The sequence below is a fragment of the Burkholderia sp. RS01 genome (genome assembly GCF_039748055.1).
In the GTDB taxonomy this organism is placed as follows: domain Bacteria; phylum Actinomycetota; class Actinomycetes; order Actinomycetales; family Micrococcaceae; genus Arthrobacter.
This window is the reverse complement of the sequence record NZ_JBDLAK010000035.1, coordinates 14,972-28,281: the sequence shown is the minus strand read 5'-3', so window position 1 is coordinate 28,281 and position 13,310 is coordinate 14,972. Positions and strand designations below refer to the sequence as shown.

Annotated in this window: 12 protein-coding genes; 5 read left to right on the top strand and 7 right to left on the bottom strand. The window is 65.5% G+C overall.

Annotated elements, in window-relative coordinates; translation table 11 throughout:
- The 6 genes from ABFP37_RS21615 to ABFP37_RS21590 form a co-directional block, all read right to left on the bottom strand.
- A partial coding sequence (locus ABFP37_RS21615) for an MFS transporter (RefSeq protein WP_347034912.1) occupies positions 1 to 484 on the bottom strand: 484 nt, incomplete at its 3' end.
- Positions 485 to 647: 163 nt separating this feature from the next.
- On the bottom strand, positions 648 to 1,361 hold the full coding sequence (locus ABFP37_RS21610) for a GntR family transcriptional regulator (RefSeq protein ID WP_347034911.1): 714 nt from the start codon (positions 1,359 to 1,361) through the stop codon (positions 648 to 650).
- A gap of 53 nt (positions 1,362 to 1,414) precedes the next feature.
- The gene (locus ABFP37_RS21605) at positions 1,415 to 2,374 is read right to left on the bottom strand and encodes a TAXI family TRAP transporter solute-binding subunit (RefSeq protein ID WP_347034910.1); all 960 of its coding nucleotides are present in this window, start codon (positions 2,372 to 2,374) and stop codon (positions 1,415 to 1,417) included.
- Positions 2,371 to 3,831: a HAMP domain-containing sensor histidine kinase gene (locus ABFP37_RS21600; protein ID WP_347034909.1), complete on the bottom strand. Its 1,461-nt coding sequence runs from the start codon at positions 3,829 to 3,831 to the stop codon at positions 2,371 to 2,373. Before ABFP37_RS21600 ends, ABFP37_RS21605 begins: the two co-directional genes overlap by 4 nt.
- A 3-nt stretch (positions 3,832 to 3,834) precedes the next feature.
- Positions 3,835 to 4,494 (bottom strand): response regulator transcription factor, encoded by a 660-nt coding sequence (locus ABFP37_RS21595; RefSeq protein ID WP_347034908.1) that lies wholly within the window; start codon positions 4,492 to 4,494, stop codon positions 3,835 to 3,837.
- A gap of 80 nt (positions 4,495 to 4,574) precedes the next feature.
- Positions 4,575 to 7,874, bottom strand: a complete 3,300-nt coding sequence (locus tag ABFP37_RS21590) for a 2-oxoglutarate dehydrogenase E1 component (RefSeq protein ID WP_347034907.1) — start codon at positions 7,872 to 7,874, stop codon at positions 4,575 to 4,577.
- A 153-nt stretch (positions 7,875 to 8,027) separates the two neighbouring features.
- On the opposite strand from ABFP37_RS21590, the gene ABFP37_RS21585 reads away from it, so the two are divergent.
- Positions 8,028 to 8,957: a LysR family transcriptional regulator gene (locus ABFP37_RS21585; RefSeq protein ID WP_347034906.1), complete on the top strand. Its 930-nt coding sequence runs from the start codon at positions 8,028 to 8,030 to the stop codon at positions 8,955 to 8,957.
- Positions 8,958 to 8,985: 28 nt separating this feature from the next.
- Here ABFP37_RS21585 and ABFP37_RS21580 read toward each other — a convergent pair whose 3' ends face one another.
- A complete protein-coding gene (locus tag ABFP37_RS21580; protein ID WP_347034905.1) occupies positions 8,986 to 10,158 on the bottom strand; it encodes an acyl-CoA dehydrogenase family protein in 1,173 nt (390 codons plus the stop codon).
- Positions 10,159 to 10,379: 221 nt separating this feature from the next.
- On the opposite strand from ABFP37_RS21580, the gene ABFP37_RS21575 reads away from it, so the two are divergent.
- Genes ABFP37_RS21575 through ABFP37_RS21560 form a run of 4 tightly spaced genes read left to right on the top strand, consistent with a single transcriptional unit; the run spans position 10,380 to position 13,266 of the window.
- A complete protein-coding gene (locus ABFP37_RS21575; protein WP_347034904.1) occupies positions 10,380 to 10,946 on the top strand; it encodes a MaoC family dehydratase in 567 nt (188 codons plus the stop codon).
- Positions 10,943 to 11,818, top strand: a complete 876-nt coding sequence (locus ABFP37_RS21570) for a CoA ester lyase (protein ID WP_347034903.1) — start codon at positions 10,943 to 10,945, stop codon at positions 11,816 to 11,818. The genes ABFP37_RS21575 and ABFP37_RS21570 overlap by 4 nt, the downstream gene beginning before the upstream one ends.
- Positions 11,819 to 13,003, top strand: a complete 1,185-nt coding sequence (locus ABFP37_RS21565; protein WP_347034902.1) for a CaiB/BaiF CoA-transferase family protein — start codon at positions 11,819 to 11,821, stop codon at positions 13,001 to 13,003.
- Positions 13,000 to 13,266 (top strand): hypothetical protein, encoded by a 267-nt coding sequence (locus tag ABFP37_RS21560; protein ID WP_347034901.1) that lies wholly within the window; start codon positions 13,000 to 13,002, stop codon positions 13,264 to 13,266. The genes ABFP37_RS21565 and ABFP37_RS21560 overlap by 4 nt, the downstream gene beginning before the upstream one ends.
- Positions 13,267 to 13,310: the final 44 nt, after the last annotated feature.

Here is a 13,310-nt window from a genome sequence, read left to right as displayed (position 1 = left end):
CGTACTGGAAGCTGGAGAAGAACCCGCGGCGCCCCGGCGTGGCGACCTCGGAGAGGTAAGTGGCGCTGGATCCGAACTCACCACCGACGCTGAGACCCTGCAGGAGACGGGCGACGACGAGGATGATGGGAGCCACCATGCCGATCGTCTCAAAGGATGGCGTGAGGCCGATCGCGAGGGAACCACCACTCATCAGAAGTACAGAGAGGGCCAAGGCGTTGCGGCGGCCGTGACGGTCGGCATACATGCCCAGAAGCCAACCGCCCAGGGGCCGCATCAGGAAACCGACGGCAAATACGGCGGCGGTGGAAAGCAGCTGGACCGTGGCATTGCCGGCGGGGAAGAACGCGGCGGCGAAGTAGATGCTGAATGAGGCGTAGACGAACCAGTCGTACCATTCGATCAGGTTGCCCAGGCATCCCTTGATCACATTGCTGACGACACGGGACTTTGCCGCCGGCGCCGATGCTTGTTGAGTGTTCATTTGAACTCCTTTGTTCTTGGCCGATGCCTTCGGCGTTCTGCCGCCGCTGCCATCGTGTTCGGGTCTTTCACCCATGAACTAGTTCAAATGTGTCTCACGTCACCGCGCCTGAATATAGAAACGGTGAATTCTTAGGATTCCCTTAGGGTTGTTGTGATCCGGCCTACACCCGGGCGAGCCCCTGGGCCTGGTCAGGGGCCTCGTCGGACTTTTCGGACGCTGCAACGCGCTCGTCGAAATGGGCGGCCAGTAGCTCGCCGGAGTGCATGATGTGCTCTTCCATTTCCTGCCGCGCCGTCGCCGCGTCCTTGGACCGGATGGCCGCCAGCAGTTTGGAGTGGTCATCGACTGTGGCTTGGGGCCAACCCTGAATGTTCGAGTAGAAACGGCGGGGCACGTAGCGGGTGACCAGTCCCATCACCCAGATGATCTTGCGGGAATCGGCCAGAAGGTTGATCTCGCGGTGGAAGGCGTGGTTCTTTTCCTCCAGGAGCACCTCGTCGTGCCGTGCTGCGGCGGCAATCAGCTCGTGGTGCAGGGCCTCGAGCTCGGCGATATCGCTTTCGGAGGCGTTCAGGGTTGCGCGTGCGGCCAGTTCACCGCCTATGAGGGCCTGGACCCGGAAGATGTCGCGGATGTCCTTCCCGGTCAGCGGCGCCACCTGGAAACCCTTGCGGGGAACGAGTTCCAGGAACCCCTCCACACGCAGGGACTGCAGCGCTTCCCGGACCGGCGTGGTGGAGATCTGCAGGGCTGCACCCAGGACCTCGGGACGCACCTGCGTGCCGGGTCGGAGGCTGCCGGACATGATCAGGGCGCGGATATAGGAGGATGCTTCGTCGCTCAGTTGCGGACGAACACGTTTGCGCTCAGTCATGGTTCTTTCTCTTTCTGGTCTGTTGTATCCAAATTACGCCATCGGGAACTCCTCTAACGGTGATGGCGGCGGTATGCCGCGGCAGCCCCGGGATGCAGCGGCACCCCGGAGGTGTATATCAGGGAGCGCGTGTCCAGGTACTGCACGCCTACGGTGCCAGGAGGAACCAGTTCGGAGGATCGGTCGATCAGGACATCGACGATCCGACCCACCACATCGTCCGGGAGATCCGCCCGGGCCAGTAGGAGGCTGGCGATGCCGATGGAGCCGACCTCGTCGCGCGCGCCGTAGAGGCCAACGGGTAGCCTGACCTGCTGGTATACGGGACCGTATTTGGCCTGCAGGGCCGGCAGGTAGCTGGAGAGGTCGATCAGGCGTATCCCCTGGGCAGGGCCGCGTCCGCTGCTGGGATCGACCTCGGGGTGGGGCACGCCGCCCGCGAAGAGCGCAGCTTCCACGTCGCCGCTGGCCAGGGCATCCAGGACCTCCGTGATGGGAACAGCCCGCACCTGCACATCGGATTCGCTGAGTCCGGCGGCCTCCAGCAGCAGCCCGCCTGCCCGCGTTGTCGCCGAACTGGCGCCCAGGCTGATGGTGCGGCCCCGCAGGTCGGCCAACGTGTGGACAGGCGAATCCGCCGGGACCGCGAACTGCAGATAGTTCAGGTAGACCCGGCCCACCGCGCGCAGTGTGTCCCGCTCCGTCGTGGCGGCGGCCACATCGGCCAGCGCCAGCGCCAGATCGAGCCGCCCGGCCACGATGTCCGTAATGTTCTGCACCGAACCCCCGGTGATCTGGGGGTTGAGGGTGAAGCCGGCATCGGAGCGCGCGACGGCGGCGGCCAGTGATAGCCCGAAGTCAAAGAAGAAGCCGCGGTTCTCCGCCGTACCGAGGCTGTACGTGCGCGCATCCTGGCGGCAACTGCCGAGGGACAGACCTGCGGCGACTGCCGCGGCGCCGGTGAGCAGCCGCCGTCGGGACAGCCAGGGGTTGGCGCTTTGGTGGGTTCTCATCTCCCGGCCTCCCCATCCGCGGGGGTCGCGAACGACAATTGGACGGTCAGGCCGCCGCCCGGGGTGTCCCGGATCAGCAGCTCGCCGCCGTTGCTTTCCACCAGGGCCTCCACGATGGACAGGCCCAGTCCGGTGCCCGTGGGGCGACCTCCGTCCCGGGACGGTTCCCCTGGGGGGCTGCCGCGGTAAAACCTCCGGGTGACCAGTTCCAGTTCCCCGTGGGTGACGCCGGCGCCGTCGTCGGAAACTGTGACCACCGTCCGCCAGCCTGCTTCCGGGCTGCCGCCCCGGCCCGTCGATATCTGCGCGGTCGTGCCCGGCCCCGCGTATTTGCAGATGTTATCGAAAAGAATGTCCAAAATCTGTTCCAGATCGCCTGTGCTGATGGTTGCTTCAAGCTCGGCAGGATCGTCCTGAACGTCGAACTCAATGCCGGCTCCCACCGCTGTGTCGTGCCAGAAATCCGCCCGTTCGACGGCGACCAGCTGCGGGATGCATGTGTCTTCGCCCACGCCTTTCGTCCGCGGAGCCTCGGCAACCGAGAGGGCCAGCAGGTCATCGAGGATTTCCTCAAGCCGGATGGCCTCGCCCATGGCGCGTTGGTAGCTTTTCTTGCCGTCATCCATCACGCGTGGACCGAGGGTGTCCAGTCTCAGCTGCAGTGCCGCCAGGGGATTGCGGAGTTGATGGGCTGTGTCTGCCACCAGCCTGCGCTGTGCGTCCGCGGACGTGTGTACTGCATTGTCCATCGTTTCGAAGGCCGCCGAGAGCGCACGCAGCTCCGGTGGCCCGGTGCGGCCGGCGGCCGATGCGGTGCCGGGTGTCCCGCTGCCGGTGGCCAGAAACGGAAGGCTCTTGGTCAGCAGCTGCATGCGCGTGCTGACCTCCTCCAGGGGACGGAGGACCCACCTGCTGACGGACATCGCGAGGATGCCGAAACCGATGACCGCGGCAAGGAAGCCGACTCCGATGACGGCCCAACCCTGCAGGATGTCATTGCGCGTGGACTCTGTCGACGCAACAATCACCACCGCCCCGTTGACCTGCGCGCCCGTCCCGATGGGCTTGGCAAAGACCACCGTGCCGGGGCTCCAGGGGGTCAGCAGCTCCACCCCGGACGACCGTTCGTTCCGTAGGGCCCGGCCGATGGCAGCCGATACGGCCGGATCATCAAGGCTCGTTCCCACGGACTGCGGTGCTGCTCCCCGGGTTGAAACTACAGCCACGGCCTCCCCGTAGAGGCCGTGGTAGGCGCCGACTTCCTCAAGGAGAAGGCCCGGGCTACCGTTTCTGGCGTAGCCGTCCGCCAGGTCGGCGAAACGCTGGAGGTCTGCATCCCGGCTGAGGACAAATTCGCGGGTCCGTGCCTCGGCCATCGAGGCAGCCAGAGGGACGGCGAAGGCCGTCACGACGACCGCGCCAAGCACCGCGAGGACAAGGAGTAGGCGGGTCCGCAAGCGCTAGCCGATCCAGCGGTAGCCGAAGCCCCGGATTGTTTCGATCCGGGCAGGCCGGCCGAGCTTGGCCCGGAGTGCTGTCATGTGGACATCCAGCGACCGCGACACGGAGACGAAGGCATCGCCCCAGACCTGGTCCATCAGTTGTTGCCTGCTGACTGCGGTGCCGGGATTGTCCACCAAGGCAGCGAGGAGTTCGAATTCCTTGGTGGTTAACGGGATGGTTCTGCCTGCCACCGTCAACTCCCGCCCGGCAAGGTCAACTGACATGTCGCCAAACCGGCGAACCGTCGACGTCGACTCCCGCGCCCTGGCGGCCCGCCGCCGGATCGCTTCGATCCGGGCCAGCAGTTCGGTCATTCGCGCCGGTTTGACGAGGTAGTCGTCGGCGCCGTTACGCAGCCCCCTGACCACCGACCGTTCATCATCGCGGGCAGTGAGGATGATGACCGGAACGGCCGAGACCTGGCGGAGGCTGCGAAGGACGTCGATGCCATCCATGTCGGGCAGGCCCAGGTCGAGGAGGACAAGGTCGAACTCCGGGTGGCGCGCGAGGATGTCCCCGCCGCGGGACATCCGGTCGGCAGCGATGCGGTTGGACGCGAGGGCATCTATCAGCGCGCCGGCCACCCCGTCATCGTCCTCGACGACTCCAATGCGCATCCCTTGACTCCTCTCACTGCGCGGGGCGGTGCAGGCAAGCCAGCCCCCCCCCGCGCCTGTCCGATACTCTAGGCCCCGCGTCAGCTGATGCGGTAGTCCACTTCACCGGTGTGCGCCGCTGTGGCGAGCAGGCGCTCCTGCGTGGCCTTGTGCTGGGCCGAGTAGCCCTCGGCCGGGGAAGCGGCTTCCGCCCTGCCGACGTAGCCAAGGTTGAACTTGCCCAGGCCGAGTTTTAGGAGCCTGGGCAGCACGTAGGTCCAGGCACCCATGTTCTCCGGCTCCTCCTGCAGCCATACAATCTCCTCGAGGTTGGCAGCCGCGGCCAATTCCTTCAGGATCTCCTCCTGCGGGAACGGGTAGAGGCCTTCGAGCCGGAGCAGCCGCACGCCGTCGCCGAGGCGGTCCTTGATTTCGACGCCGACCTTGCCGGAACACAGGAGCAGCCTGCGGGTCTGATCGCTGGCGGCGCCGTCGGCGAGGACTGACCTGAACCGGACGGGTGCGAAGTCCGCCACCGGCGACTTTGCCGACTCTGCCCGGAGGAGCGACTTGGGGGTGAAGATGATGTGCGGGCGTGGGTCGTCCGCCGCCGCTGCCCCGACAAGGGCTGCGAAGTACTGGGCCGCCGTCGTGGGGATCATGATGCGCGAGTTGTCGCGGGCCGCCAACTGGAGGAACCTCTCCAGCCTGGCGGAGGAGTGCTCGGGACCGGCGCCTTCCCAGCCGTGGGGCAGGAGGATGACCAGCCTGCTGTCGCGGCCCCATTTGTCGTGGCCGGCCATGATGAACTGGTCGAACATCACCTGGGCGACGTTGACGAAGTCGCCGAACTGCGCCTCCCAGATCTGCAGAGAGTCCGTGTTGGTGCGGCCGTAGCCGTACTCGAAACCGACGGTGGCCACCTCGGTCAGTGGCGTGTTGGCCACCAGGAAGGGCGCCTTGTCGAAGGCCAGCCGCTCCGCCTTGTCGCCCGTGGTGGCATCGTGCACCACGATGTGCCGGTGGCTGAAGGTGCCGCGCTCAACGTCCTCGCCCGTGAGCCGGACAGGCACGCCGGCCTCGTTGATCAGCTTCAGCGCGAGCAGTTCCGCCTGCCCCCAGTCAACCATTGCGTCCTGGGCGCGGGTGGAACGGCGCTTGGAGAACTGGCGCATCAGCTTCGGGTGGATCGCGAAGCCGTCGCGGTCCTGCTCGGCGAGGTCAAGAACGCCAAGAGCCCAGTCAGCCGGTGCGGCTTCCAGCGCAGCGCGCACGGCAGGGCGGGGCGAGAGCTGCTGGTTGACCACCGTCTCCAGGTCGAACGTCCGTGCCTTCTCCAATGCCTTGACGAGCTCGGCCCGTGCCGCGGTCTTCGTGGTTTCCACGTAGTCCGATGGCACCAGGCCGGAGGCCTCGAGCCGTGCCGCGTAGATTTCGTGCACGGGCGGGTGCTCGTCGATGTCGGCGTAGTAGACAGGCTGCGTGTAGCGGGGCTCGTCCGTCTCGTTGTGGCCATGCCGGCGGTAGCCCAGCACATGGATGATGATGTCCTTGCCGAAGCGTTCGCGGTAGTCGAAGGCGATTTTGGCGGCCACCAGGTTGGCGTCGATGTCGTCCGCGTCCGTGTGGATGACCGGGACGTCGAATCCCTTGACGACGTCGGACGGCCACAGGGTGGAGCGCAGCTGGAACGGGGTGGCCGTGAAGCCCAGGCGGTTGTCCTGGACGATGTGGACGCTGCCGCCCACGTCGTAGGGTGCCAGGTTCTGCAGGTTCAGGGTCTCGTAGACTACGCCCTGGCCGGTGAAGGCGGCGTCGCCGTGGAGGAGGACCGGCAGGACCCGGCGCCTGGCCTGGTCCCTGCTTTCCCCGGCGGCGACGAGCCGGTCCTGCTTGGCCCGGGCCGCGCCGAGCGCAACGGGGGACACAAACTCCAGGTGGCTGGGGTTCTGTTCGAGGGTGACGTTGATGGAGGCGCCGTCGACGTCGTCGAACCTCCCCTCGCCGCCGAGGTGCTGGCGCACGTCGCCCACCGGGGCGTTGGTTGTGGCGCGGGCGGTGGGCAGGAACTCCGCCAGGATGCGCTCGGCCGGCCAGTTCAGGACATGGGCCATGATGCTCAGCCGGCCGCGGTGCGCCATGCCCAGGACCGTGTCCGAATAGCCTGCTGACGCGGCATGACCGGCCATTTCCGCGAGAGCGAGGACCGTCGCTTCGAGCCCCTGGACAGAAAGCGTTTTCTGGCCGAGGAACTGGGTCTGGAGGTAGGCCTCAAAGACATCGAGTTCGGTGGCGAGCCGAAGCGCCTGCAGGCGGCGGGACGAAGCGGGCGACGGCGTGCCGTTCCTCAGGAGCTCGGCAAGCCACTGACGGGACTCGGGGTCCGAGAGGTGGCTGAACTCCACCTCGACGCCGTCCGGAAGCCAGGATCCTTCGTCGCGGGCACGTACTGGTTCAAGCCGGGCGACGGCGGTGCTGGCGGACGTTTCGTACTCTGCCAGCCTGATGTCGTCGTGTTCGGACCCGGGTTGGGCGGGCAGATCGAGCAGGACATCGCCGCCAGTGGTTCCGCGAAGCTCACCTTCGAGTTCAGCGAGGAAGTCCGGCGACTTGAGCAGCTTCTCGACGGTCCCCAGGAAGAGCCCGGAGTCGGCACCCTGGATGGCGCGGTGATCGTAGGTTGAGGACAGGGTGAGAACAGGATCCACATGCTGTGTGCGGGCGAGCGTCTCAAGCCCTGCGGGAATGCCTATGGCTCCCGCCGCCACGATGATTCCAGGCCCCGGCGGCAGCAGCGGGACACCGGTGGTGGACCCGAAGCGGCCGGTGCTTGTCAGGATCAGGGTGGCGCCGCGAAGGTCGGTGACGGCAACGGTCCCGGCCCGGCAGGCCTGGGACAGCTCACTAAGGCGGCCGACAAAGGCAGGGAAGGAAAGGCCGGCAGCATCACGGATCACGGGGACCATGATCGAATGGCCGGCGGACGTCTCCACATCCACGGCCACACCGAGATTCACTGTGGCTTCCTCGACGAGGACCAGATCCTTGTCCGCCGCCTCGATCCTGCGCCGTGCCGCGGGCACTGTGCCCTGGGCTGCCCGCGCCATTGCCGTGGCCAGGACGGCGGCGATGGGGACGTTGAAGCCTTCGGACCGCAGCCGTTCCCGCCACTGCATCAGTGCCGACACCTCGAACGTCCGGATGGTCGACGCTGTGGGGATGGCCAGGCTGGCTTCCATGTTGCGGGCCATCGCTGCGGACCGGCCACGGAGCGGACGGCGGATGTCGGGGCCTGCCGTGCTGCCGGTTCCGGAACCGGACTCGGCGGGATGTGAATCGGGGGTGGTTACGTTGTGAAGCATCATCTTCGACTTTCGCGGGGACAGGGTGTCGGGTGCCATTCGGAGGAGGACTTCAGCGGCACCCCAACGGGATGCATTCCATCCTCCATGTTATGGATAGAGGCCACCAATACTTTCCTGTGATGGATGTATGTCATAGTGTGATCGGACCAACCGCAGATGCGGCAGGCCCCGGTCAGGACGGAGGAAACCATGGAAATGAGGCAGCTCCAGGCATTGCTGGCGGTGGCTGACACGGGGAGTGTCACGCGGGCCGCCGAGCTGCTGCACATTGTGCAGCCCGCCGTCACGCGGCAGATCCACAACCTGGAAAAGGAGCTCGGGGCAACCCTCTTCGACCGGAGCCGGGCAGGGATGCGCCCGACGGACGTCGGCCTCCAAGTCATCGACCGTGCACGGCGCGCACTCAGCGAGCTGGACCGCGCCCGGGAAGAGGCCCGCTCCTCGGGGGCGGGCCTGTATGGCATCGTCACTGTGGGCCTTCTGGCCAGCACCGCCGCATTGCTCGCTGTGCCCATGGTTGCTGCGGTGACGGATCGGCATCCGGGCTTACGGCTGCGCGTGGTCACCGGATATGGCGGCCACCTCAGCCGCTGGCTGGAGGCCGGCGACGTCGATGTTGCCCTTACGTACAACCAGCCGCCGGCAGCGGCCTTGGATGTGAAACCGCTCCTGGAGGAGGACCTGTGGGCGGTCGCACCTCCGTCCGTAGGCGCAGTTGCGGCTGAGGGGGTGGACTTCCGCGAGCTGTTGCAGCGTTCCCTGGTGATGCCGAGTGCGCCGCACGGCATCCGCTCGCTCGTGGAGGGCGCCGCGGCTCGCATCGGACTCTCACTGGACATTGCCGTGGAGACGAACGACGCCGGCGTCCAGAAACAGCTTGTGCAGGGTGGCCTGGGGTGGACGGTGCTGCCGGGCATCATGGTGGCAGACGAAGCGGCGGGCGGCGCGCTCAATGCGGCGCCCATAGTCAGTCCAGGAATTCCGCGGAGGATCGTACTCGCCAAGCCGACCAGCGTCCGTTCTACAAGCGCTGTCCGGACAGTCGCCGAAATCTTGGAGGAGACCGTTCTTAGCCTGATCGATGACGGAAAGTGGCCGTCCGCCCGCCTCATCCAATAGTGGGCGTGCCCTCGGACCCGGCGCGTTGCTAGTAGGAGCGTGGCAGTCCGAGCACCTTGGTGGCGACGAAGGATTTGATCATGTTGTTGTTGACCGGAGCCACCTGGAACATGCGTGTTTCGCGGAACTTCCGCTCGACATCGTATTCGTCCACGAAGCCGTAGCCGCCGTGGGTGTCGAGGCAGGCGTTGGCCGCTGCCCAGCTCGCCTCGGATGCGAGGTGCTTGGCCATGTTGGCTTCTGCGCCGCATGGTTCGCCGGCGTCGAAGAGCCGTGCTGCCTCGTAGCGCATCATGTCTGCTGCGCGGACTTTCATGTAGGCGTCGGTGATGGGGAACTGCACGCCCTGGTTGGTGCCGATGGTGCGGCCGAAGACAGTGCGCTTGTTGGCGTACTCGACGGCGCGGGTAGTGAACCAGTAGCCGTCACCGATTGCCTCGGATGCCAGGAGGATGCGCTCGGCGTTCCATCCGTCGATGACGTAGCGGAAGCCTTTGCCCACTTTGCCGATGACGGCCGACTTCGGGACGCGCATGCCTTTGTAGAAGATCTGGTTGGTGGCGTAGTTGAACATCGTGCGCACCTTGACCACTTCAAGGGTTTCGGGCTGTTCGGTACGCACCTGCCGCAGGTCCACCAGAAAAAGGGTTAGTCCGTGGGTCCGGTCTGCTCCCTTTCCACCGGGCTTGTCGGACGTTCGGGCAAGGACGAAGGCGAGGTCTGACTCGTCGATCCGGCTGGTCCAGCTCTTGTGGCCGGTAATCACATAGTCTTCGCCGTCCGGGACCGCGGCGGTTTCGATGCTGGTGGTGTCCGAGCCGGCTGCATCCTCGGTGATCGAGAAGGCCTGGAGGCGGAGGTCCCCTGAAGCGATCGCCGGGAGGTAGGCGTTCTTCTGCTGTTCATTGCCGTGCCGGAGGAGGGCGCCCATGGTGTACATCTGCGCGTGGCATGCGGCGGAGTGCCCGCCGGACTTGTTGATTTCCTCCATGATCACGCTGGCCTCGGTGAGCCCGACTCCAAGGCCGCCGTACTCGGTGGGGATCAGCGCTGCCAGGAGACCTTCCTTCGTAAGCCTGTCCACGAACTCCTGCGGGTACCGGCGGTTGCGGTCCGTTTCGCGCCAGTACTCGTCCGGGAACAGGGCGCAGAGGGAGCGGGTCTTTTCCCGCAACTGCTCAACAGTGGTTTCAAGTGTCATTGGATGCTCCTTGGGGGGTGTTTGGCTAATGCGTCGTCGGTGGCCCGGCCTCCAGAGTACATAATATATTTAGTAGAAGACAAGGGGCTGCGTTGACATCTTTTGCGTAGAGAAAGCAGGCATTGCCCTTGACATGCAAGGCGACCAGCAGGAATGCTTGGCGTAATGCAAAATATATTTACGGTGCGTGCCGTTGTGAAACGTGTCGAAGGAGACCAACCATGACTGAAACCATGCCGCAGCGCGCTGCGGGCCAGACGCGAGTAGTGCCGGGATGGACGGGGCGGCTCTTTGAAGACTTCTCGGTCGGGGACATTTACTACCACCCGTTCGGCAAGACCGTCACCGAGGCTGACAACCACAGCTTTACGCTGATGACGCAGAACGTCGCCAAGACCCACGTGGACAGGAACTTTGCTAAGGCCACCGAGTTTGGTCTGCCGCTGGTGAACTCAACTCTGACGCTTGCCTTGGTCACCGGGCAATCCACCATTGACCTGTCCATGAACGTGTTTGCGAACATGGGCTGGGACGAGGTCCGGATGCCCAACCCGGTCTTTGAAGGCGACACCATCTACTCCCGGTCCAAGGTGCTGGCCCTTCGGGAGTCCAAGTCCCGGCCCAACCTGGGCTTGGTGACCGTGGCCACGGAGGGGTACAACCAGGACGGCAAGATCGTCATCAGCTACCGGCGCACCTTTATGGTGTACCGGCAGGGCCACCTTCCCGGCGTCGAGTCCACCCGCCCGGACGAGTCAAGCCTGCCGCAGGCGGGGGACTTCCATTGAGCGCCCGGGAGACGAGTGCTGCCCTGTCCGCCCAAGTGACCGGCACGGAAATCGTCTCGGCGGCCGTTACCGCCTTGTTTGTCCCCGGCGACCGCCCCGAAAGGTTCGCCAAGGCAGCCGGTTCAGGCGCCGACCTCGTGATCATTGACCTGGAGGATGCCGTCGCGCCGCCGGACAAACCGATGGCGCTGGCATCGACGGTCGACGCGTTGGCCCGCGGTGGCGTCCGTGCAATGGTCCGGGTCAACCCGGCGGACTCGGCAACCCATAACACCGAGATCACCGCATTGCTGGCCCTCACCGACTGGCCGCATCACGGACTGCTGGGCATTGTTGTTCCGAAGGCCGAACAGCCGGCCGCGCTTGCCGGGCTGAGAGCCTCGCTCCCGCAGGAGCTTGCCCTGGTGCCACTCGTTGAATCGGCGGTGGGGCTCGTAAACGCCCTCGACCTGGCCCGGGTCCCGGGTGTGACCCGGCTGGCGTTCGGCGCCATCGATTTCTCCCTCGACGTCAACGCGGACAGCGGTGACCGTTACCTTGACCATGCACGCTCCGGGCTGGTCGTTGCCTCCAGGGCCGCAGGTATCGCGGCGCCGTTTGATACGCCCTCGACTGAGATCCGTGACGAAGATACCGTTGCCGCCTCAGCCAGGCTTGCCCGCAATTTCGGGTTCGGCGGAAAACTGTGCATTCATCCTGCCCAAATCGTTGCGGTGAATGCCGCCTTCCTGCCTTCCGAGTCGGAGGTCGAGTGGGCCCGCCTGGTGATCGGAGCCGAGGGCCGCGCAGCGCAGGTGGCTGGACAGATGATCGACCGCCCGGTCACGGAACGGGCCAAACGCATCCTGGCCAAGGCCGGAAAGGAACTGTAGATGGCCCGGCTGCCCTTGGAAGGCATCACAGTAATCTCACTCGAACAGGCGGTCGCCGCGCCCTTCGCCACGCGCCAGCTCGCGGACCTGGGGGCCCGTGTCATCAAGGTGGAGCGCGATACGGGTGACTTCGCCCGCGGCTACGACCGAAAGGTCCACGGGATGTCGAGCTATTTCGTGTGGTTGAACCGCGGCAAGGAAAGCATCGTTCTGGACCTCAAATCCGAGGACGGGATGCGGACCCTCAAGGAGCTCGTGTCCCGGGCGGACGTCCTCGTCCAGAATCTTGCGCCCGGAGCCGTCGAACGCCTGGGACTGGGCCCCGACGACGCCCTGGCGCTGAACCCGCGGCTGGTCCATGTGTCCATTTCCGGCTACGGCCGCGGCGGATCGCACGAACAGAAAAAGGCTTACGACCTACTCATCCAGTGCGAGGCAGGAATGCTCAGCGTCACCGGAACGCCGGATGCCCCGGCCAAGGTAGGCGTGTCTATAGCGGACATTTCTGCCGGAATGTACGCCTACACGGGCGTCCTGACAGCGCTGCTGCAACGGGCCGCGACGGGCCGGGGCGATGTGGTGGAGATATCTATGCTGGAGGCCCTTGGAGAATGGATGAGCCAGCCCTACTTTTACGCTGAATACGGCGGTGCACCGCCAGCCAGCAGCGGAGCCCAGCATGCCAGCATCGCACCATACGGTCCTTTCCCCACGGCCGACGGCACGGTGTTCTTCGGTATCCAGAACGAGCGCGAATGGGCGATCTTCTGCAGTGGCGTCCTGGCACAACCGGAGCTCTCAACGGACCCGAGGTTCAGCACGAACACGCTGCGGGTAGAGAACCGTGCAGCGCTCCATGAAGCCATCGAAGAGGCCCTTGGCGGCCAAACCACCGACGACGCGGTCGCCCGGCTCGATGCCGCCAACATCGCCAATGCCCAACTCCGGGACATGCACGGCTTCTCGGCACATCCGCAACTGACCGAACGGAACCGGTGGCGCGACGTCGCGTCTCCCGTCGGCCCGGTCCGCAGTTTGATTCCTCCGGTAACGTCCCGCGAGACAGAGTTCCGGATGGGTGCTGTGCCGGAACTCGGTGAGCACACGGCGGCGATCCTCGCAGAACTTGCAGAGCGCCCGGCTACAGCGGCCGCATCCGGCGGCCGGCGCACGCCGCGGCCATGACCTTGGCTTCAATGGGTGCGGGTTCGCCGGGCCCGCGGGACCTGCGGGAGAGGGATGACTGGGCCCAGATGGTGGGCGGCATCGTAGAAGTGCGGCTCGACGCCAGCCTTGTCCGTGTGGGCAGGGTGGGCCACGCCACCGCGGATTCCGCCATGCTCTGGATCGAGGCTGACGCCGTGGAACCACGGGCACTCTTCGTCAAGTCGGAAGGCTACAGGGTGAGGCCGCACTACCCGGCGGAACCCCGTCTAATTATTGGTTAGACCAATAATTTCATACGAGATTCAGGGATTGTCCAATGGAAAAC

Bases quoted from the DNA above. Each gene is read 5' to 3' on its own strand.
- ABFP37_RS21610 (WP_347034911.1), bottom strand. From the start codon at position 1,361: ATGACTGAGCGCAAACGTGTTCGTCCGCAACTGAGCGACGAAGCATCC.
- ABFP37_RS21605 (WP_347034910.1), bottom strand. From the start codon at position 2,374: ATGAGAACCCACCAAAGCGCCAACCCCTGGCTGTCCCGACGGCGGCTG.
- ABFP37_RS21595 (WP_347034908.1), bottom strand. From the start codon at position 4,494: ATGCGCATTGGAGTCGTCGAGGACGATGACGGGGTGGCCGGCGCGCTG.
- ABFP37_RS21590 (WP_347034907.1), bottom strand. From the start codon at position 7,874: ATGGCACCCGACACCCTGTCCCCGCGAAAGTCGAAGATGATGCTTCAC.
- ABFP37_RS21585 (WP_347034906.1), top strand. From the start codon at position 8,028: ATGGAAATGAGGCAGCTCCAGGCATTGCTGGCGGTGGCTGACACGGGG.
- ABFP37_RS21580 (WP_347034905.1), bottom strand. From the start codon at position 10,158: ATGACACTTGAAACCACTGTTGAGCAGTTGCGGGAAAAGACCCGCTCC.
- ABFP37_RS21575 (WP_347034904.1), top strand. From the start codon at position 10,380: ATGACTGAAACCATGCCGCAGCGCGCTGCGGGCCAGACGCGAGTAGTG.
- ABFP37_RS21565 (WP_347034902.1), top strand. From the start codon at position 11,819: ATGGCCCGGCTGCCCTTGGAAGGCATCACAGTAATCTCACTCGAACAG.
- ABFP37_RS21560 (WP_347034901.1), top strand. From the start codon at position 13,000: ATGACCTTGGCTTCAATGGGTGCGGGTTCGCCGGGCCCGCGGGACCTG.